This is a genomic window from Erwinia sp. 2186, from assembly GCF_057812255.1.
The window spans coordinates 4,055,080-4,079,776 of the sequence record NZ_CM173824.1; the positions used below are offsets into that span (position 1 = coordinate 4,055,080).

Consider the following 24,697-nt stretch of genomic DNA (forward strand, 5'->3'; position numbering starts at 1 on the left):
AGATTTATCGTCTGTCTGTTTATAAATTCTGTCGGCCTCCAGAAGTAAAGCAATCCCCTGGCCAAGTCAATTTTTTTATCACCGTCTGGCCGACGGCGCAGCGGAGAAGCCTTGGGGCATTCCCCGAAAAAACAGATCCATTCTGTTAGCTGTCGAAACAATGCCAGTAATACCCACTGCCATTGCTTTATTCGCCAGTTTTTTTATCTATAAGTTTTTTTTCTACATCATGCAGCAGACGATGCAGCATGGCGTTGTCGCGCTGTTCCAACAGGCCAAGTCGCTGGGCCAGCCAGTCCACCAGTTTGCTGTCCTCGCTGACTTCCAGGCTCAGCAACAGCCGATCGAGACGCTGCCGCAATGCATCCAGCTGCTGGGCATCCGCGGGCGCTTCTTTTATGGCACTCACCTGCCGTAGCGCGGAAAGCTGGTAGCAATAGACCATGACTGCCTGTCCCAGATTCAGGGAAGGATAGTCGGCAGCCATCGGGATCCCGGTCAGCACATCCACCAACGCCAGCTCCTCATTGGTCAGCCCGGTATCTTCACGGCCAAACACCAGCGCGGCACTTTGCACCCACTGCTGCTTCTCTTCTAACAGGCTCTGCACCTGCTGAGGCGTAGCGTAATAGCGGAATTTTGCCCGACTGCGCGCGGTGGTGGCGATGCTGAAGTCGATGTCCGCCAGTGCCGCGTCCAGCGATTCCCAGTGGGTGGCGTTGTCGAGGATTTCCCCGGCACCATGCGCAACCCAGCGGGCGGCCGGTTCAAGGTGCGCCTGACTGTTGACGATCCGCAGCTCATCAAATCCCATGGTTTTCATGGCGCGGGCGGCGGCGCCGACATTTTCTGGTCTGCGTGGTGAGACAAGGATCAGGGGAAAACGCATAACTGCCTTAATAATGGTTGGCCGGGCGGTAAACAAATTACAGCCAGCTTGTAAAAAAATTCGCTCACCAGTAACAAATAAACAACATTACCGGTGCATACTCTATTCAGTCATAAACAAATTATATGACGACTTCAGGCTAAATACCCTAATAAAAACAATTATCAGCACATAAAACCATAGGGTTCAATCAATTACCAAATGTTAAATCCTATCCAAACTCCTTTCGCCGCCGGGCGCTAACTTGTCGGCGAAAAGCACATAAATGTGAGCTAAGCTGGCATTCTTGGAAGAGTTTTTCACAAACTTGTTAACGTGCTACAATTGGTTTGATATAAGTCAACTTAGCGTTGTTTATTACATTTCGGTCAGGTCTTGTACTGTTATATTGCTGTTAATGCGGATAAGATGTACACCCATTTTTAAGCGTACCAGGACAGGATGCACCTTGTCTTCCCGGGAAGCACGGCCTGGTCTTTAATGGCTCAAGAACATATTCTGTACAGTTGACGTTTTGCGCCGGATGACTCATCTGCTTTGTCTGGTCCTGTTAACTGTATGCCCTGTTTTAACTTTGTTGGCAATTTTAGGTAGCGAACACATGCAGACCCCGCACATACTTATCGTTGAAGACGAATTAGTGACTCGTAATACTCTCAAAAGTATTTTTGAGGCCGAAGGCTACATGGTTTATGAAGCTACGGATGGTGCTGAAATGCACCATATATTGACCGAGAACGACATCAACCTGGTGATCATGGATATTAACCTGCCAGGGAAAAACGGTCTGCTGTTGGCCCGCGAACTTCGCGAACAGGCTAACGTAGCCCTGATGTTCCTGACCGGTCGCGACAACGAAGTCGACAAAATTCTCGGCCTGGAAATTGGCGCAGATGATTACATCACTAAACCGTTTAACCCGCGTGAGCTGACCATCCGTGCACGCAACCTGCTTTCCCGCACCATGAATCTGGCGCCGCACAGTGAAGAGCGCAAGCTGGTTGAGAGCTACAAGTTTAACGGTTGGGAGCTGGACATCAACAGCCGTTCCCTGATCAGCCCACAGGGCGAGCAGTACAAGCTGCCGCGCAGTGAGTTCCGCGCGATGCTGCATTTCTGCGAGAACCCAGGCAAAATCCAGACCCGTGCCGATTTGCTGAAAAAGATGACCGGCCGTGAGCTGAAGCCACACGATCGTACCGTTGATGTGACCATCCGCCGTATTCGTAAACACTTCGAATCCACGCCGGATACCCCAGAAATCATCGCGACCATCCACGGTGAAGGTTACCGTTTCTGTGGCGATCTGCAGGACTAACTCCTGCGTGTGCAAAAAATTAAGGGCCGGTAATCCGGCCCTTTTCTATGCAGCAGACTATTTCCACGGCATAATAGGCACTGCGCTCAGGGCGTTTTTAGGCGAACCATCCACAACTTTATCGGAATAGCTCAGATAGATCAGCGCATTACGCTTCTGATCGTAAAACCGTACCACCTGAAGCTTTTTAAACACCAGTGAAGTCCGCTTCTGGAACACGACCTCGCCTTCCGCTTTGCCCTTGGCAATTTTATCGCTAAGTTCAACCGGACCAACCTGCTGACAGGAGATGGCCGCGTCTGAGGTATCCTCAGCCAGCCCAAGTCCACCCTTGATGCCGCCGGTTTTGGCGCGACTGATATAACAAGTTACATTTTTTACATCCGGATCGTCGAAGGCTTCAACCACTATCTTATGGTCTGGGCCAAACACCTTAAACACCGTGTCCACTGATCCAACCTGCTCAGCATGAGCGGTTACCGATGCAAAAATTACCGACGTGACTATTAACAATTTTCTCATTGTCATAACGTTACCATTGCTTAGAAAATAGATGACATTGTAAGGTAAACTTCTTCAGGCACTTGCCGCATGGTAACACCTCCCCGTTGTTTGAGGCGCATCAGCACAGGGTATTTGTCTTCTTGCAGACTGAATGCGTAACAGAAGCCCGTAGTGGAACTTTTCCCTGCACTAATTTTAACCAGGTAAGGATGATTTATGGATCAAGCCGGTATCATTCGCGATTTGCTTGTCTGGCTTGAAAGCCACCTTGATCAGCCGCTGTCTTTGGACAACGTGGCGACCAAGGCCGGTTATTCAAAATGGCACTTGCAAAGAATGTTTAAGGAAGTCACCGGACACGCGATTGGCGCATACATCCGCGCACGCCGTCTGTCTAAGGCCGCAGTAGCGCTTCGCCTGACCAGCCGTCCGATTCTGGACATTGCCCTGCAGTATCGTTTTGATTCGCAACAGACGTTTACCCGGGCATTTAAAAAGCAGTTCAACCAGACGCCTGCGTACTATCGCCGCTCGTCTGACTGGAACTCGTTTGGCTTACGTCCGCCGATCCGCCTGGGTGATTTCCACGTTCCCGAGCCTGCCTGGATCACTCTGCCGGAAACGGTGTTGGTTGGGCAAACGCAAAGCTACACCTGTACGCTGGAGCAGATCTCCAGTGCGCGGAGTGAGATGCGGTTGCACTTCTGGCGTCAGTTCCTGGCCGAAACGGATATGGTGCCGCCGGTGCTGTATGGCCTGCATCAGTCGCGTCCAAGCATGGAAAAGGATGATGAGCAGGAGATCCTGTACACCACCGCCGTGCCGTCGGACAAGCTGTCGCAGCCGTTGCAGTCCACGCAGACCGTGATGTTAGAAGGGGGGGAATACGTGCAGTTTACGTACGAAGGCCCGCACAGCGAATTCCAGGACTTTATCCTGCTGGTGTACGGCACCTGTATGCCGATGCTGAAGCTGACCCGCCGCCATGGCCAGGATATCGAGCGCTTCTACACCCACGGTGGCAAGAAACGCGCCGAGCCGCCGACGGAGATCCGTTGTGAATATCTGATCCCCATCCGTGCACCGGCAGACTCAGCAACCGCGTAACCACAGGGTAATTGAGCACGGTATTCCCCGGCTTTTAGCGTGAAGGGGCGAAACACCTCGCCCCTGCTTCATCTTCCGATGATTAGCGCTGCAGCTCATCCAGCGCAGGCTGATCGAGATGGGCAACATCCCCGGCCGTTTCCACGACCCAACCCGCTGCCAGCCAGGCACTTTGCTGATGATCGACGCGTGAAATCGAGCAGTTGCGTAAGCGCAGGCGACGTTCGGCATGCGCCGGCAGGCCCAATAAGGTACTGACCAACACACCCAGCGCCATACCGTGGCTGACGATCAGCGGACGGCTTCCTGCAGGCAGATCCAGACAGGCGTTCAGCGCGTTATGCATCCGCTCTGCCATCTCCGTCATCGACTCTCCGCCAGGAATGCGGCCGTTTTCGGTGCCGTCCACCAGCGTTTTCCGCCAGCTCTCCTGCTCGGCGCTCAGTTCATCCAGCGGCTGCTCTTCCAGCACGCCCATGTTCAGCTCACGCAAGCGTGGGTCGAGGGTGACGTTGCAGCCACAGGCATCCGCAATGATCTCCGCCGTGCGTTTGGTTCGCCCCAAATCGCTGGAGATCACATGGGTGATGCCAAGATGTTTCACGCGCTCCCCAACCTGATGAGCCTGCTGCTCTCCTTTCTCCGTCAGCGCGCTGTCTGACTGTCCCTGAATGCGTCGGGCGGCATTCCAAAGCGTTTCTCCGTGGCGAACAAGATAGACCTGTAACATGCGATTTTCCGTTATACTGCGACAAATTTGCCTAAAGGGTTCAAACAATTATGTACCATGTTGTCGCTGCCACCATCAATCCAGCCAAAATTAAGGCAATTTCTCAGGCATTCAGCGATGTATTCGGTGAAGGATCCTGCCATATTGAGGGTGTCGAGGTCGACAGCGGCGTGGCCGCACAGCCAATAACAAATCACGAAACGAGAACTGGCGCACGCCAACGGGTGATGAATGCCCGCCAGGTTCGTCCGGAAGCGGATTTCTGGGTAGCGATTGAAGCCGGGATCGAAGAAGAGAGTGCCTTCGCCTGGATGGTGGTTGAAAACCACAAACTGCGCGGCGAATCGCGCTCGGCCAGCTTTACGCTGCCGGCCATCGTGATGAAAGGGATCCACGAAGGCCGTGAACTGGGTGAAGAGATGTCCCGCCTCACCGGCATTGATAACATTAAGCAAAAAGGCGGTGCCATCGGCGCCTTTACCGCTGGCCTGCTGTCACGCACCAGCGTGTACCATCAGGCGCTGATTCTGGCGCTCTGCCCGTTCCATAATGATATCTATCAGATGAAGCCGGGCGAATCCGACGGATCAGATCTTATCTGAGCCGGTCAGCAGTTGCGCCTCCAGCCAGGCTTTCAGCGCTGGCGGCGCACTTTTCAGGCTGTTCGACCCACGGGTAATGGTCGCAATCCCCACCCCTAAATCGTTTTTCAATTCACGCTGGCTCAATTCGCCCCGCATCAATTCTTCAATAATCCGCAGTCGCGTTCCCAATGCTTCGCGCTCATCGGGCGTCATCATCAGTTGCAGCAGCGGCAGATGTAATCCATTGCCAAAGGCACGTTGCAGCAGCGTCACAAAACGCTGCCACTCTTCGTTATGCGGTTCCATGGTAACGGGAACGGAAGATTCGCTCATGTGTGGCCCATACTATTAAACTAGTACAGAAGCATAGCACAGGCCTGGCGCGATCAGTAGCGCCGTTGCCACTCGTTATCCGCCAGAATTTTGTCTGACTTATCCATGAAATGGCGATAATAAGCATCATACGCCAGCACGTTTTTCACATAGCCGCGCGTTTCCGAGAACGGGATGGTTTCGATAAAGGCTACCGGATCCAGCTTGCCCGCGCTGTTACCCAGCCAGGTTTTCACCCGCGATGGGCCGGCGTTGTAGGCAGCAGACGAGAAGATGCGGTTCTGACCAAACTGCTGATAGACCGATTCCAGATACTGCGTGCCGATCTGAATATTGGTTTCCGGATCCAGCAACTGGCTGCTGTTGCTGTAGCCCGGCAGGCTGTAGACCTTCACCGTATGCTGCGCGGTAGCCGGCATCACCTGCATCAGACCAGACGCCCCCACCGGCGAGCGCGCTTTCGGGTTCCAGGCGCTCTCCTGACGGGCGATGGCCATCGCATAGCTAATCGGAATCGCCTTGCCGTTGGCATAGCGCTGGAACTGATCCTGATAGGCTAGCGGGAAGCGTTCCTGCAGGCTGTTCCACAATTTACCGGTAATGGTTGCCTGCACGCTCAGCACCCACCAGTTTTGCTGGTAGGCATACTGGGCCAGTTGCTGCTGCTGGCCGCTGTTTTTACTGGAAACAAGGTAGCTCCATTCGGTGCGGGCAAGGTTATCCATTCCCCAGTACATCAGCTCACGCACGCGGGCAATCTCGCTGCCCTGGGTCAGGCTGCTGTCCTGAGGCGGCGCCTTGTCGATCTGCATTTTGTACTCTTCGCCGAGCTTCTGCGCGGCCACCATCGGATAGAAACCACGTTCCTGCATCAGTCCATGCAGGATTTTCTCGGCTTCCTCTTTCCTGCCCTGCTCTAACAGCAGGTCGGCCTGCCAGTATTGCCACTCATCTTTCTGTTTGGCTTCAACCGGCAGGCGGGCTATCCAGGTATTCAGACCGCGACGATCGTTATTGCCGAGCGACATCCTGACCCGGCGCTCAATCAGTGACGTGGAGTCGCTGCGCATCACCACATCATCACGCCAGCGGGCCTGTTCAGAGGTGATATCGTTGCCCATCAGACGCCAGGCGACCGCCTCTTTCAGATCCTGCGCTTCCTGATCGCTCATTTTTTGCGCGGCCACCAGCGACGGGATCATCGCCCGGGCATTTTCCGCGTCTTCACGCGCCACGCGCGCAAACGCCAGTGAGGTCGCCTGACGGGTGAAATCGGTCGGGCCCACGGCGCGGGCAAAGGTCACCACCGTTTGAGGGTTGTTCTGCAGATCCATTACCGCGTTGGCCATGGTCTGATAATCTTCCGGCAGCTGTTTCGCGAGGAAATTGACCAGATTGGTATTGCCTTCCTTCATCGCCAGACGCATGCGCTCAAGGGTGGTGATAGGCGTTTGCTGACCTGCGGCCTGCCAGACGCTGAACAGCTTATCGCAGGTTGCTGGCAGAGACGTGCCGCGCAGCCAGATGGCTTTCGCGCCATCCCAGGCGACCTGCTGCTGCCCGGTCGACCATTTGGCGTAATACCAGTTACAGCGCGCGGACACCGGCTTCGGCTCTTCCGGGCTGAACACCAGCAAACCGCGCCAGTCTTCACGACGGGCCAGTTCATTAACAAAGCGGGAAGGTAAGGAGCGTACCGGCGGTAAGGTCGGATACTGCTTAATAAAGGCATTCACCGCCAGCCCGGTTTCCTGATCCAGGTGCTGAGCCAGCTCACGGTATTCAAGATAAGGATAAAGAGGATAGTCACGTAACGTGGGCATCAGCTGCGCCACCGTATCCATTTGATTGCTGTCCCACGCCTGCTTAATCTGCAAATAACGACCGCGCTGCGCATCCAGCGAATCGGCGTGTGCCATTCCTGTAACTACCGTTAAACAGGCGCCTGCTATCCACAACTGCCACTTGTCCGCCATGACTTTCCCCACGTTAACGCCTCTCTTTATCCTGAACTCACGTTACAACTTCCTTCATGCTAACCAGGCTTACGCACTACTGCACTGATATGCACAAATATTTACTAAACTTTGGTCAGTTTTTTAGCGGATATGCATCACATTTCACGGATCAAGTGATTGCGGTATCCGCACCCGCCGTTAATCATGGCGCATGATTGTTACTGTGCATGGCACAGGCAAAACCTGGCACACCGTTCTCCCGGTGGGTCAGGTTTTTTTATTTTCAGGGCGGATAAATGAAGATCGCAAAAATCCTTAATAATAATGTGGCGATTATCCTGGCGGACAACGGCCACGAACAGGTGGTGATGGGACGCGGTTTAGCCTTTCAAAAACGCGTCGGCGATGAGCTGGATGCCGGCCTGATTGAAAAAGTGTTCGCGCTGCAAAGCGATGCGCTCACTGCCCGTCTGAGCGAACTGCTTTCGGAAATCCCGCTGGAGGTGATCACCACCACCGAGCTGATTATCGCCGAAGCCCGCCGCGAGCTGGGCACGCCCTTACATGAGAGCCTGTCGATTGCCCTCAGCGATCACTGCCACTTTGCGCTGGAGCGGCACCGGCAAAACCTGCCAATCCGCAATGTGCTGAAGTGGGAAATCAAAACGCTGTACCCTAAAGAGTTCGCGCTGGGCCTGAACGCCCTTGAGCTGATTGAAAAACGGCTGGGGGTAACGCTACCGGAGGATGAAGCCGGGTTTATTGCCCTGCATCTGGTCAACGCCCAGCTGGGCAGCGATATGTCCGATGTGTCGCATATCACCCAGTTTATGCAGGAGATCCTGCATATCGTGAAGTATCGGCTCCAGCTGGATTACCGCATCGACAGCCTGAGCTATAACCGCTTTGTTAACCATCTGAAGTTCTTCGCCCAGCGCATGCTCGGCAAACGCGGCGTGTGGAGTGACGATGAGTCGCTGCATGATGTGGTGCGCGATAAATATCCGCTCTCCTACCAGTGCGCGCAAAAAATTGACCAGCATATTCAACAAAAGCATCACTACACGCTCTCCTGTGAAGAACGCATGTTTCTGACCATTCATATTGAGCGGGTGCGGAAGGAAACGCTGGCGTTAGCGGAGGACGCGGACGAGGCGTAACGCCGGGCGGAAACCGCCCGGCGAGCGGTTATTTCAGTGACTCACCGTGGCTGCGGATCACCTGCTGATACCAGTAAAAGCTCTGCTTACGGGACCTGGCCAGCGTTCCTTTCCCCTGGTCATCACGATCGACATAGATAAAGCCATAGCGTTTGGAGAACTCCGCTTTCGAGGCGCTGACCAGATCAATCGGCCCCCAGCAGGTATAGCCCATCACTTCCACACCATCTTCAATTGCTTCGCGCACCTGCACTAAATGATCGTTCAGATACTGGATGCGGTAATCATCCTGAATGCTGCCGTCGGCTTCGACCTTATCTTTCGCGCCCAGACCATTTTCCACAATAAACAGCGGCTTCTGGTAACGGTCGTACAGCATATTCATCAGAATGCGCAGGCCTTCCGGATCGATCTGCCAGCCCCAGTCGGAACTGGCAAGATGTGGGTTCGGCACCATTGAGAGAATATTGCCGCGCGCCTTCTGATTCTCTTCTTCATTGGTGGTGACGCAGCCGGTCATATAGTAGCTGAAGGAGATGTAATCGATGGTGTGTTGCAGGTCCTGCTTATCCTGCTCGCTCACCTCCAGCGTAATATTGCGGTCGGCAAAGAAACGGCGCATATAGGCCGGATAATAGCCGCGCACCTGCACATCACCGAAGAACAGCCATTCGCGGTTCTGCTGCAGGGTTTCCATCACGTCTGCCGGGCGACAGCTCAACGGGTAAAGTAATCCGCCCAGCAGCATATTGCCGATCTGCCCGTCCTTGACGATCTGATGGCACGCCTTTACCGCGCGGGCGCTGGCCACCAGCTGATGATGGATCGCCTGATAAATTTCCGCCTCGCTGCTCTCTTCAGCCAGACCCACGCCGGTGTAGGGCGCGTGAAGCGACATATTGATTTCATTGAAGGTCAGCCAGTGTTTCACCTTGTGCTGATAACGGCTGAACACCGCACGGGCATAACGCTCGAAACAATCGATGGTGGTCCGGCTTCCCCAGCCACCGTATTGCTCGACCAATCCCACCGGCATTTCGTAATGAGACAGGGTCACCAGTGGCGTAATCTGGTATTTGGCCATCTCATCGAACAGGCGATCGTAAAACGCCAGCCCTTCTTCATTCGGCGACTGTTCATCGCCCTGCGGGAAGATGCGCGTCCAGGCAATCGAGGTGCGCAGCACGGTGAAGCCCATCTCGGCGAACAGCTTGATGTCTTCCGGGAAACGGTGATAGAAGTCGATCGCCACGTCCTTGATGCCAGCATCCCCCGGCACGCGTTCCACTCGCCCGCCAAAAATGCCGTTGGGTTGCAGATCGGAGGTCGACAGCCCTTTTCCGCCCTGCTGATACGCCCCTTCAACCTGATTGGCCGCGACCGCGCCGCCCCATAAGAAATTATCCGGAAAACGTGTGTTCATGGTGAATCTCCTGTTAGTTCAATATGGTCAGTAACGGCGCACCTGCAGATATCGCGCCGTCGCTGAGGATAAGTACGTCGATGTAGTCATCGCTGTTGCTGACCAGTACCGGCGTGGTCAGGTCGTAACCCGCCGCTTTAATCGCCTCTAAATCAAATTCCAGCAGCAGATCGCCGACCCTGACCGGCTGGTCGTTGCTGACGCGCGGGAAGAAAAACTGTCCGTCGAGTTTGACGGTATCCAGCCCAACGTGGATCAGCACTTCGGCCCCTTCATCGGAGGTCAGCCCGACGGCGTGGCCGGTGCGGAACATCGATGACACCATGCCGTTGACCGGCGACAGCACGCGCCCCTGCTGTGGAACAATCGCCACCCCTTTGCCCAACAGCCCGCTGGCAAAGGTGGCGTCCTGAACCTGCTCCAGCGGCAGCGTTTCACCGCTGATCGGGCTGACTACCGCTTGCCTGCGCGAGGAGGCTTTCTCAACCGGCGGTTCAACGGGCACCTCAACCGGTACGGCAGATAAGCCGAAACCGTAGGTGGTTACGGCGGCAAAAATCAGCGCCACCGCAGAGCCGACAAAGGCGGCCCACACGCTGGCATCGATGCCGGTTGGCGGCACGATTTGCAGGAAGGTGAAGATGCTGGCAAAGCCGAAGGAGTAGATGGTGGTATGGAAATAGCCGAGGATGGCGGCGCCCAGTGCCCCGCCGATGCAGCCAAAGATAAACGGACGGCGATGCGGTAAGGTCACGCCATACACCGCCGGTTCGGTGATACCGAATATGCTGGCGGTGAAGGCAGATCCGGCAATCGCTTTCAGCTTCAGGTCGCGGCTTTTCAGCATCACGCCAAGCGTGGCGCCCGCCTGCCCCATCACCGCAGGCAGCAGCAGTGGTACCAGCGTGTCCTGGCCGAAAGTGGCAAGATTGTTCAGCATCACCGGCACCAATCCCCAGTGTAGGCCGAAAATCACGCAGATTTGCCAGATAGCCCCCATAAACGCGCCAGCCACCGTTGGGCTGAGGCTGTAAATCCAGACATAACCTTCCGCCAGCCAGCGGCTCAGCCAGGTGGCGGCGGGGCCAATGATCAGAAAGGTCAGCGGCACCGCCAACAACAGGCAAATCAGCGGGGTGGTAAAGTTGCGCACCGCAGACGGCGATCGTGGATGCACCACCCGCTCAATCAGGCTGGCCACCCAGGCGGCAAAGATAATCGGGATCACCGAATAGCTGTAATTGAGGATCTCAAGCGGGATGCCGAAGAAGTTAAGCGACTGCCCCAGCTTCTGGCTTTCCACCACCGCCATGATTTGCGGATGCACCAGCGCGGCGGCGATGGCCATGCTGATAAACGGATTGCCGCCAAATTTTTTCCCGGCGCTAAAGCCGAGCAGGATCGGCAGGAAGAAGAACAGGCCATCGCTGGCAACAAACAGCACTTTGTAACTGCCGCTCTCCTGATGCATCACGCCCAACACCAGCATCAACGCCAGCAGGCCCTTGATGATCCCCGAAGCGATCATCACGCCGATAAACGGGGTAAAAATGCCGGACACCAGGTCGATAAAGCGGGCGAACAGGTTCTCTTTACTGGCGTTCTCACCGTCTGACGGCCCGTTCTCGGTGCCTAACAGGCGATAGACCTCGCCGACATTATTGCCAATCACCACCTGATACTGGCCGCCGCTCTCGACCACCATGATCACCCCAGGGTTCTGCTTCAGGGCCGCCGTATTGGCCTTGCGGCTGTCTTTCAGCTTGAAACGCAGACGGGTCGCACAATGCATCACGCTGTGAATATTGTTCTTGCCACCGACACCGTCGATGATTTCATCTGCCAGCTGCTGGTATTGCATACCCTGTCTCCTGAACGCGCCTGTGAAAAATGAGCAAAAAAAAACCTCAGGCACGGCGTCTTGGGGAAGACGCCGTGCCTGAGGTTTTGCCTGTAAACAGTAACAATCCTGTGGCCGCTATCAATGTCATTTCAGCGGCGAACAGGCAAGATTTTTAATGGGTTTCAGTAGCGAACTGTGAGGCGAGTCAAATTTCGCCGGCCTTTGCAGGGGTTAAACGGCGCGGAATAGCGGGAAAATGTGGGCAGCTTGCCGACGGCATTGCGAGGCTAATCATCGGCTTGTGGCGTTATTCTTATTAGCGGGCTAAAACGATGATAATAATAATTATTATGCTATTATCCAGCCTTGCTCCTGCCCAAGCCCTGACGATTTCTTAACTGATTCTATACTTCCGTTGATCGCAGGCTTATGTCCGTGGTCAGGGGTCAGTGAGGGTTCCCTTAAGAAGAGAAACGTTATGAACCACATAGTTTATGTTGTTGATGATGATGAGTCTGTGACCACCGCGCTGACCAACCTACTCAGCTCACAAAATTATGACGTGGCGGCCTTTTCGTCCCCGGACGCCTTTCTGGCGCATCCCTTTTACCCGTCGCCCTGCTGCCTGATTGTCGATATTAATATGCCGGGCACCGACGGATTCGGCGTGGCCAGCGCGCTGATTGAACGAGGCTATTCCATCCCCACCATCTTTCTGACCGGTTTTGGCACCATTCCGGTGACCGTCCGGGCAATGAAAGCCGGCGCCTTCGAGTTCCTGACCAAGCCGGTCGATCCCGAGCGACTGTTGCAGGCCGTGGAAGAAGCGCTGAGGATTTCCGAAGACGGTATGGCTTCCTCGCAGCAAAAGCTGGAGCTGACCGCGCGGCATCATTCGCTGACGCCGCGTGAAGGCGAAGTGATGTTGCTGGCTATTGGCGGCTTACAGAATAAGCAAATCGCCGCCGAAATGGGGATCAGCGAAATCACCGCAAAGGTGCACAAACGCCGGGTGATGGAGAAAATGCAGGTGCGTTCACTTTCCGATTTGGTGCGGGCGGCCGAACGGCTCAATATCGAAAAAACCCGGGGCCGCTAGCAGCCCCGGCTTATCCCCTACGCCTGCGGTTCAGTCGGCAGCGTAAACCAGAACATACTGCCGCCGCCTTCCCGATTTTCAGCCCGCAACTCGCCCCGATGCTTTTTAATGATCTCATCACTGATGGTCAGTCCCATGCCCATGCCCTCTTTCTTGGTGGTGTAGAACGAGTCAAAGATGCGTTTGATCACCGGTTCAGGCAGGCCGGTGCCGGTATCGGACACCTCAAAGCGGATCAGCGCAGGCGTTGGATTGGACGACGACAGCGTCAGCAGATGCGCCCGCTGCTGGGTTTCATCCATCGCTTCGATGGCATTCAGCACCAGATTTAACAACAGCTGCTGGATCTGTACGCGGTCACAGTACACTGCGTCATTGCTGGCGCGCAGCTTAAGCTCAAGGCCGATCCAGCGCCTTTCCAGCTCCATCCGGGACAGCGACAGGATATCGCGGGCAATCAGGTGCAGATTCGCCCGGCCAAATTCAGCGGCATGATTGCGGGTCAGCGATTGCAGGCCACGGATAATATCGCCCGCCCGTTTCCCTTCGTTGATGATCTCCTGCAGGCTGGAACAGGCATTTTCGAGGTGGATGGGGTCACGTTTAAGCCAGCGCAGGCTGGCACCCGCATTCGCCACAATCGACATCAGCGGCTGGTTGATTTCATGAGCGATGGAGGAGGTCAGCTGCCCGACGGTGGTGGCGCGTGAAACCCTGGCGAGATCGGCCTGCGCCATGCGCGCAGCATCTTCCGACAGCCGCTGCGCGGTGATATCGCTGATGGTGCCGAAATACTCTTTCACCTCCGCGCCGCTGTCGACCGGCTCGCCAATCCCTTTGATATAGCGACACTCGCCATTCGGCCTGAGCACGCGAAACTCCGCCTGCATGATGATGCCGTTACCCACGCTGTCGCTCACCAGCTCGCTGATACACTGGCGATCGTCAGGATGGACGCGGGTTAAAAAGTTGGCCATCGACAGGCTCTTTTGCTGTTCAGGCAGCCCGAGGATCAGCCGGTATTCATCCGAAATCTCCATCATGTCCTGCTCCAGATACCAGTGCCAGGTGCCGGTATGGCTGATCTTCTCCCCGAGCATCAGCGAGGTCTGGCTGGATCGCAGCTGTTTCTCGACGCGGCGTCGCTGAATGTTCTCTTCCACTAGCTCACTGTAGAGCCGGGTGGTTTCCAGTGAAATCGCCGCCTGCGCGCCCAAAATCGCCACAATTCTGGAGTGTTCCGCGGTAAACACCTCCGGCATCAGCCTGTTTTCCAGGTACAGCACGCCGACCATCCGCGCCTGCTTAAACATCGGTACGCACATCACCGCCGCGCCAGACGCTACCAGATAGGGATCCTGGCTGAACGGGCTGAACACCTCCGGTTTACCGGTGCGGATCTCCTGGCCGGTGCGGATCACCGCCGATAAAACCGACAGCGGCAAATCCGTTGAGGTCGGGGTGACCTGTAAAATTTTCACCCGGGTGCCATCGGCCGTGGCGGTGGCCATCGCTTCGATTTCGGGAACCTGCCCTTCCAGTAAGCGGATCAGCAGGCACCGCTGCGCACCAGCCCGCTCCAGTAACATCATCATCAGGGTATTGATCAGGCGATCCAGGTTGATCTCTTCGGTCAGCGCGCGCATCGCGGCGATCACACTCTGCAGATCGCTGACCGCTTCATTCTGATCGAAGCTGACGGTATTGAAAGGCGAATGCTGGGCGGCCGGTGCCAGATAAGCATGGCGGGATCCCAGCTGCCGGACTTTGGCGTCGGCTCCCCAGCGTTGCCAGGCCTTGATCGCGCCCTTCAGGTAAGCTTCTGCCGCCACCGATAATCCGCGCGCGCTGGCAAAGCGGGCGGCCAGCTCATGCGCCACGCCGTTAATGTGCTCAAACTGGCCGCTGCGGGATAAGGCGATGGCCTGTTCATAATGCTCAGCGGCGGCACTGTGATGACCTTCCAGCCGCAAGATTTCGGCCCGCAGCAATGCCTGTTTATCGGCAAACGTTTTGGCATTTTCGGTGGCCCAGGTGGCGATTTTTTCAAAGTGCGCCGCCACCTGTTGCTGCTTATCGGCAGTGAAGGTCGCCGGTTCCAGCTGCAGGGTCAGCGACAGCGCGCTGTAAAGATGAAAGTCGAGCATATGAATGTGCCCGGGGATTGAATCGGTAAAGCGCGCCGCCTGTGCCAGGCAACGTTCCGCATGACGGTATTCGCCCGAGAAAAAATGCGCCATACCGCGGTAAAGCCAGTGCCAGAACTGCATCAAAAACAACGGCTGCGTAGCGATACCGCTGCCGGCCAGTCGCAGTCCGCCCGCGACAAAATGCTCGCCTGACATCTCGCTTCGCGAGCCATCACGCAGGAACAACACGAAGTCGCGCTGCATCTGCAGCACGCATTCCACATCCTGATACTGCGCCTTGCGCACATAGGCCAGGCCGCGTTCAATGGTGGTCAGCACGCCTTCCAGGTGATCGCCTCGCGCCAGGTAGTTCATGGTTTGATGGCGTAACGCCAGACAGGCAGAGGTGCGATCGCCATTGGCCACCGCCACGTTGAAGGTTTCCTTTGCGCGCTCGATGGCATAGGCCAATGGCATGGTCCAGACGCTGACCTGATCCAGCGGCATCAGGGTGCGGGCCTTATAGCGGGTAAAATCGTGGTGATAAACCAGCTCCCGCGCCAGCAGCGCACTGGCATAGCCGCGGCTGTACTCGTCGTAATGGCTGCCGCACAGCACGCCATACCAGGACAGCGCAAAGGTCGAGGCCCCGCTGATCCCCTGCTCCAGGGTCAGGTGCAGCATTTTGCAGACGATCATAAAGTGCAGTCGTGGATTGCAAAACGCCGCAAACATGCTGGCGCTGGCCATCAGGTTGATGATCGCCTGGCTCTCACGGCTGGCCATCAGCGGCAGCGAGCGGAAGCGGGTGTAAGGATTGATGCCGACATCCGCCTTCAGCAAAATCCTCGCGGCATCACATTCGGCCTTGTCGGGATGGCGGTTCAGCTGGATGCCAAATACCGCCAGCCAGCCAATGGCGGTTTCCAGCGCCAGGCTGTTGTCAGACTGGCGCATATGTATTTCCGCCAGCCAACAGGCGGCGATCGCTTTATCGGTGATGTTGCCCGGCGCTGCCAGCAACTGCTCGCAATGCGCGCGCGCCACGGCAAGATTGCCCTGTAGAAACGCCCACTCGGTCTCTTCCAGCAGCGTCCGGCGGGTAACCGACACCGATTCCAGCGGCGCTAACACAGGGGCGGCATGTTCCCTGTACCGGCAGGCGCGCAGGCCTTGTCGATCGTAACCCCATTTCTGCGGCGTGCGGCCGTGGTGGATGAGGCCATCCTGCACCGCCTGACGGAAAAACGCCTGTGTAGCGAGCGGATTACCGGCGGTTTTCTCGTGGATCAGCTGCGCCAGTTCCTCTGTCGCCGCCGCACGGTCATGGAAGATGTCCGCCAGCCACAGCGCAACAGCGTTTACCGACAGGGGCTGAGGAACGATCTCCACCGATCGGCTCGCCGAGCGCTGAAGCGCCGTCAGCTGCTGGCCGATCTGCGCACTGGGCAGCGAAGCCAGATCGTGATGGGCAATCACCAGCATCAACGGCGCATCTTCACTCATTTCCAGCAGGTTTTGCAGCAGTTGCAGGCTGGCCCGATCGACCCAGTGAATGTCGTCGATCAGCATCACCAGCGGCCTGCCCGGCCGGGCGAAAGCGTTGACCAGGCGACATACCATATGGGTAAAACGGTGTCGGGCATCGGGCGACTCGACATCGTCAGGCGCTTGCGCCTTCTGTTGCAACAACACCCCAAGTTCAGGCACAAAATCGATCGCCAGCCCGACATAATCGCCCAGCAGCCGGACCAGGTGCGATCGCCAGCGGGCAACCTCTTCCGCCGACAGTCCCAGCAGATTCAGCACCACCATCCGAAACGCGGCGGTAAAGACCGCATAAGGCCGCCGCGGCGCGTAGCGATCGGCTGTCACCACCGTTAACAGCAGCGGCTTTTGCTGTAATTTTTTCACGCCGGAGGCCAGCAGCGCGGACTTTCCGCTGCCCGCTGCACCCACGATCGCCGTCAGCGCGGATCGGCCGCTGTGCATCACTTCATCGAACTGCGCCAGCAGCTGGTCAGTCTGAGGGTGTTCGTTATTGAGGGTTCCGCAGGCAAACCCGTTGCGCTGGGTATCCTGCAAGCCTGGGGTAAAAGGCGCAATCTGGCCGTCGGGCGTCAGAGTCGCCAGGCAGCGCTGCAGATCGGCCTGCAGCCCCTCCACCGTCTGATAACGCTGCTGCGGGGATTTTTCCAGCAGCTTCAAGAGGATGGCAGACAGCACCGGCGGGACATCGCTGCGCATCAGGTGCGGCGGATGCGGCTCGGAGGCGACATGATGATGAACCCATTCGGCATGGCCGCCGTCGGCGTTGCCGAAAGGCAGCTTCCCGGTCAGCAGCGCGTACAGCACCATGCCGAAGCTGTAGAGATCGCTTAACGGCGTCACCTGCTGCGCGGTGCGGCGGGTATGCTCTGGCGACATATACGCCAGCGTGCCGCCGGATGCGGGTAATCCCGGCGGTAACGGCGCCGTTGACGTCAGCGAGGCCAGTCCGAATCCGCCTAACCGAAACGCGCCGTCTTCGGTGAGAAAGAAGTTGGCGGGCTTGATGTCGCCGTGAACCAGCCCCTGCTGATGCATCTGGCTTAACGGCGCACAAAGCCGGATGGCGCTGGTGAGGAAGTCGGCCAGCGTTTGCGGCGTCAGGCTAAGAAAGTCTGCCAGCGTGCGATGGGAAAAGAGGTCATAAATCAGCGCGTAACGACCATGGAAATGGCTTTGTGCCAGCGGCCGGATCGCCCAGCGTTCGCTAAGTTGCTCACGCAGCGCGTACTCATTTTTCAGCAGTGGCGTCACCTGAAAGGTGGCGTCTTCGCTGGCGGCGGTGGCAATAATAAAGCTGTCGGCCGTACTGCGGCAGAGATACCAGGCCCGCTGACTTTCCTGTGCCAGCGGACTGAGGGTCAGATCTTCCGGCAGCGAAAATCCCTCTTCGCCGACCAACTGCAGTGCGGCGGGTGACAGGCTCATGACGGCGCTTCTCCTGGCGATAACAGCTGGCGGATGTGAGTGAACAACGTATCAATCTCGATGGGTTTGGGCAAAAAAGCAAGCGCGCCCAACTCAATCGCCACCCACAGCATGTTCTCGTCCCCGTCGCCCGAGATAAGAATGGCAGGCGGTGCCTTCAGCCGATGGCTCAGCTCGCTGAACAGCTCAACGCCACTCATCCCCTGCAGCCGCACATCAATGATAAACAGCGCCGCCTCGCGCAGCGCGATGCGATCCGCCAGCAGAGCCTCTGCCGACTCAAAGGCCAGCGTGCAGTAACCTTCTGATTGCAATAAGTTACTCAGCCCACTGCGGACCGAGGGTTCGTCATCCACAATAACAATGGGCCGTGAACGCATCCGGATATCCTTTTACATGGCGCGGGCGAGTCAGGGAAAGCGGCTCAGGGCGTTTTATCCCGGTCCGGGAGCGTCGACCCGGATCAGCGCGCAGGCACCGGTGCCAGCGTGCGGTGCTCACTCTTCTGACGGGAAGGGGCTTTGTGCACCATGGTATAGGCGTAATCCACGCCGATGCCGTAAGCACCCGAATGCTCTTTAGCAATGTTCATCACCGCGTCATAGGTATCGCGATGCGCCCAGTCACGCTGCCACTCCAGCATCACCTGCTGCCAGGTGACCGGCACCACGCCCGCCTGGATCATGCGCTGCATGGCAAAGTCGTGCGCTTCTTTGGTGGTGCCACCGGACGCATCGGCCACCATATAAATCTCATAGTCCCCTTCCAGCATCGCGCAGAGGGCAAAACTGTTGTTGCACACTTCGGTCCACAGGCCGGAAACCACCACCTTCTTTTTACCGTTGGCGGCCAGCGCATCACGCACTTTCTGGTCATCCCATGAGTTCATTGAGGTGCGTTCGAGGATATCCAGGCCTGGGAACACGTCCAGCAGCTCGGGATAGGTATGGCCGGAGAAGCTCTCGGTTTCCACCGTGGTGATAATGGTGGGAATGTTGAAGACTTTTGCCGCTTTCGCCAGCGCCACGGTATTGTTTTTCAGCACCTGACGGTCAATTGACTGGACGCCAAAGGCCATCTGCGGCTGCTGGTCGATGAAAATCATCTGGCTGTTATGAGGCGTCAAAACTTCAAGTTTAGCGTTAGTCATTGTGGTCACCCATTGAGGTTGAAAAGCGAATTAAGCTAGCGAAAAATCACTGTCAGCCCGCAGTCTAAGGCGATTAATTCACCGTCACTATTATCTCTGCGTATAACTATACGGACGTATAGTTATCCCTTCGTATAACTAGACGATCGGCCAAACTCCTCACCATACTTCTTCAACGTTGGTGCCCTGTTGTCCGGCACCCAGCTCCCCTTTTCCGTACTGCCGCCTGCGCCGGGCGGTGCGGACATCTCACGTCAGGAGGATCCATGGTCACGCCCGCTAAAGCCGATCTTATTTTCACCAACGGCAAGTTCCACACCGTTGATCGTCAACAGCCCTTTGCGGAAGCCGTCGCGATTTCACAGGGTAAATTTTTGCAGGTGGGCACGGTGGCCGAGGTCATGCAGTACCACGATGACGCCACCAAAGTGATCGACCTTAAAGGCCACACGGCGGTGCCCGGCCTGAATGACTCCCACCTGCATTTGATCCGTGGCGGCCTGAATTACAACCTGGAGTTACGCTGGGAAGGGGTGCCTTCATTAGCCGATGCGCTGCGGATGCTGAAGGAGCAGGCGCTGCGCACCCCGTCTCCGCAGTGGGTGCGGGTAGTGGGAGGCTGGACCGAATTCCAGTTTGCCGAGCGTCGGATGCCGACGCTGGACGAAATCAATGAAGCCGCGCCCGACACGCCGGTGTTTGTCCTGCACCTTTACGATCGCGCCCTGCTCAACCGCGCTGCGCTGAACGTGGTCGGCTACACCAAAGACACGCCGAATCCACCGGGCGGCGAAATCCAGCGTGACGGCAACGGCAACCCGACCGGCATGCTGATTGCGCGGCCAAATGCGATGATCCTCTATGCCACGCTGGCAAAAGGGCCGACGCTGCCGCTGGAACAGCAGGTCAACTCGACGCGTCAGTTTATGCGCGAACTCAACCGCCTTGGCCTGACCAGCGCCATCGACGCCGGCGGCGGCTTCCAGAATTACCCCGAAGACTACCAGGTGATCGCCGAGCTGCACGAGAAAAAGCAGATGACGCTGCGCATCGCCTACAACCTGTTTACCCAGCGACCGGGCCATGAACTCGAGGACTTTGAAAAGTGGACCGACATGCTGTCACCCGGCCAGGGCAGCGACTACTTCCGCCATAACGGCGCCGGCGAAATGCTGGTGTTCTCGGCGGCAGACTTTGAAGATTTTCTGGAGCCGCGACCGGATTTAGCGCCCGGCATGGAAGACGAGCTGGAACGCGTGGTGCGCCATCTGGTCGAGCATCGCTGGCCGTTCCGCCTGCATGCCACCTATGACGAATCCATCAGCCGCATGCTGGACGTGTTTGAGAAAGTGAACCGCGACATTCCGTTCAACGGCCTGCACTGGTTCTTTGACCATGCGGAAACCGTCACCCAGAAGAATATCGACCGCATCAAGGAATTGGGCGGTGGGATCGCGGTGCAGCACCGCATGGCGTTCCAGGGGGAATACTTTGCCGAGCGCTACGGCATTGAAGCCACCCGCCACACGCCGCCCGTGGCGCGCATGCTCGACACTGAGGTGCCGGTGGGTCTCGGCACCGACGCCACCCGCGTCGCCAGCTACAACCCGTGGACCGCGCTGTACTGGCTGGTCTCCGGGCGCACCGTCGGCGGAATGCAAATGTATGAGGCCAGCGCGCGTCTGGATCGCGAAACCGCGCTGATGCTGTGGACCCAGGGCAGTGCCTGGTTCTCCAGCGAGCAGGGGAAAAAAGGCCAGATCAAGGTCGGACAGCTGGCCGATATGGCGGTGCTGAGCAAAGACTTCTTCAGCGTGCCGGAAGATGAGATCAAAGGGATTGAATCGGTGTTAACCGTGGTCGATGGCAACGTGGTCTACGCCGCCGGGACCTTTGGTGCCGAGGCACCGCCGTCGATTCCGGTGCTGCCCGACTGGTCGCCGGTGGTGAAGGTGCCGGGCCATTATCGCAGCGCACCACCGCAGGCCGCCTCCCGGGTGGGAATGATGCCGTCGGTGCACCATTGCAGCGGCCCGTGCGGCGTTCACAGCCATCAGCACGATGCGGCGCGCGGCGCTAACGTGCCGGTGTCCGAAGATACCGCTTTCTGGGGCGCGCTGGGTTGCAGCTGCTTTGCGTTCTGAGCCGATGAATAACGCCACGACTCCACCGTCTGAGGTACCCGCATGGCGCAGGTAAATGATATTCACAGTGCCAGCACGCCGCTGCCTGAAGACCTGCCGGCGGTGAGCGTTTCGCCCTGGCAGCCTTTACGGCTGCCGGTGTTCCGCATGCTGTGGCTGGCCACCGTCGTCTCCAACATCGGTTCATGGATGAACGATGTGGGGGTGAACTGGACGATGCTGACCCTGAGTGCCGATCCGCTGTCGGTGGCAATGGTGCAGGCGGCCAGCAGCCTGCCAATGTTCCTGTTTGCGCTGCCGTCGGGGGTGCTGGCCGATATCGTCGATCGGCGAAAATACCTGCTGTTTTCGCAACTGTGGGTCTTTATTGCCGCGGCGATCCTGACGGTGCTGTCGTTTACCGGCCACGTCACGCCGCTGGTGCTGCTGGTGGCGGCGTTCTTCCTCAGCGCCGGTGCGGCAATGAGCTCGCCGCCGTTTCAGGCCATCGTGCCGGATCTGGTCGACAAGCCGTCGCTGGGTCCTGCCATTGCCCTTAACTCCCTCGGTATCAATATCAGTCGCGCCATCGGCCCGGCGCTGGGCGGGTTGATCCTCTCCTTCGTGGGCCCGTGGATGGTGTTTATGCTCAATGCGCTGTCGGTGCTGGGGGTCGCGCTGGTGCTGTATCGCTGGAAAGCCGAGCCAACCGTGCAGCGCCTGCCGCCCGAGCATTTTTTCTCTGCGGTCCGCGCCGGTCTGCGTTACGTCCATGCCGCGCCGGTTTTGCGTAATGTGCTGGTGCGCACCGTCGCCTTCTTTGTTTTCGGCAGCGCGGGCTGGGCATTGCTGCCGCTGGTCGCCCGCCGTGAGCTGGGGCTGGGGCCTGGCGGTTACGGCATCATGCTGGCGTTTATTGGCGTCGGGGCGATTTGCGGCGCGCTGCTCCTGCCGTGGATGCGCAAACGTTTCAGTGCCGACCGGCTGATGGTACTGGCCAGCCTGATGTTTGCCCTCACTATGCTGGCGCTGGCCTGGGTGCGTCATTTCTGGCTGCTGAACGCCTTTGAATTCTTCACCGGTTTTGCCTGGATTGCGGTGCTGTCTACCCTCAATCTTGGCGCACAGCGCAGCGCCGCCAGATGGGTAAAAGCCCGCGCGCTGGCGGTGTACCTGACGGTGTTCTTTGGATCAATGACCGCCGGCAGCGCCATCTGGGGGCAGCTGGCGTCCCACTATGGCATTCCGGCCTCGCTGTGGATTGCCACCGCCGGGATGATCATCGCCAGCGCCACCGTGTTGCGCTGGCGGCTGGATCAGGACCCCGATCTGAATCTCGACAGCATCGCCCGCGATGAAAACGGCACCCTGCCCGATGTCCGTCACGATCGCGGGCCGGTGATGGTCAGCTATGAATACCTGATCGCCAGCGACGAAGCCCACAGCTTCACGGTCTGTATTCAGGAGATGCGCCGGGTAAGACGGCGCGGCGGTGCGATCAACTGGTGTCTGTACGAAGACATTTTGCGCCCCGGTATTTTTGTCGAAACCTTTGTCGTCGGCTCCTGGATGGAGCACCTGCGGCAAAAGGAACGTTACACCATTAACGACAGCAAAATTCAAAACCGGGTGCTGGCCTTCCATCAGGGAGACAGCCAGCCTGAAGTTCGCTATCTGGTCGCTCCGGTCTGACCGGGGCCCGTTATCACCGTTTCACTCAACGACAGGATAAACACCATGAGCACGATTAAAACCTCCGACGGTACAGCGATCTATTACAAAGACTGGGGCACCGGCAAACCGGTGCTGTTCAGTCATGGCTGGCCGTTGGATGCGGATATGTGGGACAGCCAGATGAACTTCCTGGCGGAACGAGGCTACCGTGGCATTGCCTTCGATCGCCGTGGCTTTGGCCGCTCCGATCAGCCGTGGACCGGCTACGATTACGATACCTTTGCCTCTGATATCAACGAACTGATCGTGCAGCTTGATCTGAGCGACGTGACGCTGGTGGGCTTCTCGATGGGCGGCGGCGACGTGGCGCGTTATCTCGGCACTTACGGCAGCGATCGCATTGCCGGGCTGGTGCTGCTGGGCGCGGTGACGCCGATCTTTGGCAAGGCCGATGACTATCCTGAAGGGGTGGATCTGTCGGTATTCAGCGGCATCAAAGCGGGCCTGCGTCAGGATCGCGCGCAGTTTATCAGTGATTTTGCCGTGCCTTTCTACGGCACTAACGCCGGGCAGACCGTCTCCGCGGGCGCACTGACGCAGACCCTGAACATTGCGCTGCTGGCGTCGCTGAAAGGCACCATCGACTGCGTTACCGCCTTCTCAGAAACGGATTTCCGCGGCGATGTGCAGAAAATTACCGTGCCAACGCTGGTGATCCACGGCAGTAACGATCAGGTGGTGCCGTTCGAGACCACCGGCAAAGTCGCTGCGGCGATGATCCCCGGTGCCGAGCTGAAAGTGTATGACAATGCGCCGCACGGTTTTGCCGTCACCCATCAGGATCGGCTTAACGAAGATTTGCTGGCCTTCCTGCAAAGCCATTAATTTTGCGCGCCAGCACGAAAAACGGCCACCTTACGGGTGGCCGTTGTTTTTTCACGTCGAATTAACGCGTCTGGTGATTCACTTCCACCGGCCGCAGGTCGAATAACAACACTTCCGCGTCATCACCGTCACTGAAGGTCAGCGTGGTTTCATTACGCACCCGGGCACCATCACCGGCTTTAAAGCGAATGCCGTTTACCGTCAGGCTGCCGCGTGCCAGCTGAATATAGGCATAGCGATCGGCATTCAGGGTGAAGGTTTGCTGCTCGTCACCGTTAAACAGACCGGCGTAAATCCTCATGTCCTGGCGCACGGTCAGCGCGTTATCTTCGCCATCCGGGGAAACAATCAGCCGCAAATTGCCGCGTTTCTCAGCGTCACTGACCGACACCTGCTGGTAGCCCGGCGGGGTATTTTTCTCTGCCGGCACAATCCAGATTTGCAGGAAATGCACGCCTTCAGTTGCCGAGTGGTTAAACTCGCTGTGCGTGACGCCGCTACCGGCACTCATCAACTGCACATCGCCAGGGACAATCACCGAGCCGGTACCCATTGAATCTTTATGCTCCAGCGAACCTTCCAGCACATAGGAAATAATCTCCATATTGCTGTGCGGATGGGCACCAAATCCGCGGGCTTTGGCCACCCGGTCGTCATTGATCACCAGCAGATCCGAGAAGCCCACCTGTTTTGGATCCCAGTAGTTAGCAAACGAAAAAGTATGATGCGAGTTCAACCAACCGTGGTCGCCCACTCCGCGTTGTTCTGACAGTCTTTGTTCGATCATGATCTGCTCCGGTAATCTCAGTGTA

19 protein-coding genes are annotated in these 24,697 nt (G+C 57.3%); 8 read left to right on the forward strand and 11 right to left on the reverse strand.

Annotated elements, in window-relative coordinates:
- Positions 1-187: 187 nt before the first annotated feature.
- Positions 188-889, reverse strand: a complete 702-nt coding sequence (locus tag ACXKZG_RS18980) for a tRNA/rRNA methyltransferase (protein ID WP_134823448.1) — start codon at positions 887-889, stop codon at positions 188-190.
- A 601-nt stretch (positions 890-1,490) separates the two neighbouring features.
- On the opposite strand from ACXKZG_RS18980, the gene arcA reads away from it, so the two are divergent.
- Entirely contained in the window at positions 1,491-2,207 is a 717-nt protein-coding gene (gene arcA, locus ACXKZG_RS18985; protein ID WP_013200694.1) for a two-component system response regulator ArcA, read from the forward strand.
- Between the two features lie 57 nt (positions 2,208-2,264).
- Here arcA and creA read toward each other — a convergent pair whose 3' ends face one another.
- Complete coding sequence (creA, locus tag ACXKZG_RS18990; protein WP_013200693.1) at positions 2,265-2,735, reverse strand: protein CreA; 471 nt, start codon at positions 2,733-2,735, stop codon at positions 2,265-2,267.
- Positions 2,736-2,927: 192 nt separating this feature from the next.
- Here creA and robA point away from each other — a divergent pair, with 192 nt between their 5' ends.
- The gene (gene robA, locus ACXKZG_RS18995) at positions 2,928-3,818 is read left to right on the forward strand and encodes an MDR efflux pump AcrAB transcriptional activator RobA (RefSeq protein WP_013200692.1); all 891 of its coding nucleotides are present in this window, start codon (positions 2,928-2,930) and stop codon (positions 3,816-3,818) included.
- A gap of 82 nt (positions 3,819-3,900) precedes the next feature.
- Here the strand turns inward: robA and gpmB are convergent, their stop codons facing one another.
- Entirely contained in the window at positions 3,901-4,548 is a 648-nt protein-coding gene (gene gpmB, locus ACXKZG_RS19000) for a 2,3-diphosphoglycerate-dependent phosphoglycerate mutase GpmB (protein ID WP_053140358.1), read from the reverse strand.
- 50 nt (positions 4,549-4,598) lie between these two features.
- On the opposite strand from gpmB, the gene yjjX reads away from it, so the two are divergent.
- Entirely contained in the window at positions 4,599-5,150 is a 552-nt protein-coding gene (gene yjjX / locus ACXKZG_RS19005) for an inosine/xanthosine triphosphatase (RefSeq protein ID WP_013200690.1), read from the forward strand.
- Here yjjX and trpR read toward each other — a convergent pair.
- A complete protein-coding gene (gene trpR / locus ACXKZG_RS19010) occupies positions 5,136-5,465 on the reverse strand; it encodes a trp operon repressor (protein WP_041691896.1) in 330 nt (109 codons plus the stop codon). The genes yjjX and trpR overlap by 15 nt on opposite strands.
- A 53-nt stretch (positions 5,466-5,518) precedes the next feature.
- Positions 5,519-7,441: a murein transglycosylase gene (sltY, locus tag ACXKZG_RS19015; RefSeq protein ID WP_488875272.1), complete on the reverse strand. Its 1,923-nt coding sequence runs from the start codon at positions 7,439-7,441 to the stop codon at positions 5,519-5,521.
- A gap of 278 nt (positions 7,442-7,719) precedes the next feature.
- Between sltY and licT the strand changes: the two genes are divergently transcribed.
- Positions 7,720-8,583: a BglG family transcription antiterminator LicT gene (gene licT, locus ACXKZG_RS19020; RefSeq protein WP_013200688.1), complete on the forward strand. Its 864-nt coding sequence runs from the start codon at positions 7,720-7,722 to the stop codon at positions 8,581-8,583.
- A 28-nt stretch (positions 8,584-8,611) separates the two neighbouring features.
- Here licT and ACXKZG_RS19025 read toward each other — a convergent pair whose 3' ends face one another.
- Together ACXKZG_RS19025 and bglF are read right to left on the reverse strand one after the other, a co-directional pair.
- On the reverse strand, positions 8,612-10,006 hold the full coding sequence (locus tag ACXKZG_RS19025; RefSeq protein WP_488875273.1) for a glycoside hydrolase family 1 protein: 1,395 nt from the start codon (positions 10,004-10,006) through the stop codon (positions 8,612-8,614).
- A gap of 13 nt (positions 10,007-10,019) precedes the next feature.
- A complete protein-coding gene (gene bglF, locus ACXKZG_RS19030) occupies positions 10,020-11,867 on the reverse strand; it encodes a PTS beta-glucoside transporter subunit IIABC (RefSeq protein ID WP_488875274.1) in 1,848 nt (615 codons plus the stop codon).
- Positions 11,868-12,327: 460 nt separating this feature from the next.
- On the opposite strand from bglF, the gene ACXKZG_RS19035 reads away from it, so the two are divergent.
- On the forward strand, positions 12,328-12,948 hold the full coding sequence (locus ACXKZG_RS19035; RefSeq protein ID WP_053145510.1) for a response regulator transcription factor: 621 nt from the start codon (positions 12,328-12,330) through the stop codon (positions 12,946-12,948).
- A 17-nt stretch (positions 12,949-12,965) separates the two neighbouring features.
- Here the strand turns inward: ACXKZG_RS19035 and ACXKZG_RS19040 are convergent, their stop codons facing one another.
- The 3 genes from ACXKZG_RS19040 to ACXKZG_RS19050 all read right to left on the reverse strand — a co-directional run bounded on the left by ACXKZG_RS19040 (position 12,966) and on the right by ACXKZG_RS19050 (position 19,203).
- The gene (locus ACXKZG_RS19040; protein WP_488875275.1) at positions 12,966-18,053 is read right to left on the reverse strand and encodes an AAA family ATPase; all 5,088 of its coding nucleotides are present in this window, start codon (positions 18,051-18,053) and stop codon (positions 12,966-12,968) included.
- Positions 18,050-18,433, reverse strand: coding sequence for a response regulator (locus ACXKZG_RS19045; protein ID WP_013200683.1), 384 nt, complete (start codon positions 18,431-18,433; stop codon positions 18,050-18,052). Before ACXKZG_RS19045 ends, ACXKZG_RS19040 begins: the two co-directional genes overlap by 4 nt.
- 83 nt (positions 18,434-18,516) lie before the next feature.
- Positions 18,517-19,203: a hydrolase gene (locus tag ACXKZG_RS19050; protein WP_013200682.1), complete on the reverse strand. Its 687-nt coding sequence runs from the start codon at positions 19,201-19,203 to the stop codon at positions 18,517-18,519.
- A gap of 266 nt (positions 19,204-19,469) precedes the next feature.
- On the opposite strand from ACXKZG_RS19050, the gene ACXKZG_RS19055 reads away from it, so the two are divergent.
- Genes ACXKZG_RS19055 through ACXKZG_RS19065 form a run of 3 tightly spaced genes read left to right on the forward strand, consistent with a single transcriptional unit; the run spans position 19,470 to position 23,885 of the window.
- Positions 19,470-21,347, forward strand: coding sequence for an amidohydrolase (locus tag ACXKZG_RS19055; RefSeq protein ID WP_488875276.1), 1,878 nt, complete (start codon positions 19,470-19,472; stop codon positions 21,345-21,347).
- 42 nt (positions 21,348-21,389) lie between these two features.
- Entirely contained in the window at positions 21,390-23,018 is a 1,629-nt protein-coding gene (locus ACXKZG_RS19060; RefSeq protein ID WP_488875277.1) for an MFS transporter, read from the forward strand.
- Between the two features lie 45 nt (positions 23,019-23,063).
- Positions 23,064-23,885, forward strand: coding sequence for an alpha/beta fold hydrolase (locus ACXKZG_RS19065; RefSeq protein ID WP_013200679.1), 822 nt, complete (start codon positions 23,064-23,066; stop codon positions 23,883-23,885).
- A gap of 61 nt (positions 23,886-23,946) precedes the next feature.
- On the opposite strand, the gene ACXKZG_RS19070 is transcribed toward ACXKZG_RS19065, so the two are convergent.
- Positions 23,947-24,672, reverse strand: a complete 726-nt coding sequence (locus tag ACXKZG_RS19070) for a pirin family protein (RefSeq protein ID WP_013200678.1) — start codon at positions 24,670-24,672, stop codon at positions 23,947-23,949.
- Between the last annotated feature and the right edge of the window lie 25 nt (positions 24,673-24,697).

Coding starts and splice junctions, on each gene's coding strand:
- ACXKZG_RS18980 (WP_134823448.1), bottom strand. CDS start 889: ATGCGTTTTCCCCTGATCCTTGTCTCACCACGCAGACCAGAAAATGTC.
- arcA (WP_013200694.1), top strand. CDS start 1,491: ATGCAGACCCCGCACATACTTATCGTTGAAGACGAATTAGTGACTCGT.
- creA (WP_013200693.1), bottom strand. CDS start 2,735: ATGACAATGAGAAAATTGTTAATAGTCACGTCGGTAATTTTTGCATCG.
- robA (WP_013200692.1), top strand. CDS start 2,928: ATGGATCAAGCCGGTATCATTCGCGATTTGCTTGTCTGGCTTGAAAGC.
- gpmB (WP_053140358.1), bottom strand. CDS start 4,548: ATGTTACAGGTCTATCTTGTTCGCCACGGAGAAACGCTTTGGAATGCC.
- yjjX (WP_013200690.1), top strand. CDS start 4,599: ATGTACCATGTTGTCGCTGCCACCATCAATCCAGCCAAAATTAAGGCA.
- trpR (WP_041691896.1), bottom strand. CDS start 5,465: ATGAGCGAATCTTCCGTTCCCGTTACCATGGAACCGCATAACGAAGAG.
- sltY (WP_488875272.1), bottom strand. CDS start 7,441: ATGGCGGACAAGTGGCAGTTGTGGATAGCAGGCGCCTGTTTAACGGTA.
- licT (WP_013200688.1), top strand. CDS start 7,720: ATGAAGATCGCAAAAATCCTTAATAATAATGTGGCGATTATCCTGGCG.
- ACXKZG_RS19025 (WP_488875273.1), bottom strand. CDS start 10,006: ATGAACACACGTTTTCCGGATAATTTCTTATGGGGCGGCGCGGTCGCG.
- bglF (WP_488875274.1), bottom strand. CDS start 11,867: ATGCAATACCAGCAGCTGGCAGATGAAATCATCGACGGTGTCGGTGGC.
- ACXKZG_RS19035 (WP_053145510.1), top strand. CDS start 12,328: ATGAACCACATAGTTTATGTTGTTGATGATGATGAGTCTGTGACCACC.
- ACXKZG_RS19040 (WP_488875275.1), bottom strand. CDS start 18,053: ATGAGCCTGTCACCCGCCGCACTGCAGTTGGTCGGCGAAGAGGGATTT.
- ACXKZG_RS19045 (WP_013200683.1), bottom strand. CDS start 18,433: ATGCGTTCACGGCCCATTGTTATTGTGGATGACGAACCCTCGGTCCGC.
- ACXKZG_RS19050 (WP_013200682.1), bottom strand. CDS start 19,203: ATGACTAACGCTAAACTTGAAGTTTTGACGCCTCATAACAGCCAGATG.
- ACXKZG_RS19055 (WP_488875276.1), top strand. CDS start 19,470: ATGGTCACGCCCGCTAAAGCCGATCTTATTTTCACCAACGGCAAGTTC.
- ACXKZG_RS19060 (WP_488875277.1), top strand. CDS start 21,390: ATGGCGCAGGTAAATGATATTCACAGTGCCAGCACGCCGCTGCCTGAA.
- ACXKZG_RS19065 (WP_013200679.1), top strand. CDS start 23,064: ATGAGCACGATTAAAACCTCCGACGGTACAGCGATCTATTACAAAGAC.
- ACXKZG_RS19070 (WP_013200678.1), bottom strand. CDS start 24,672: ATGATCGAACAAAGACTGTCAGAACAACGCGGAGTGGGCGACCACGGT.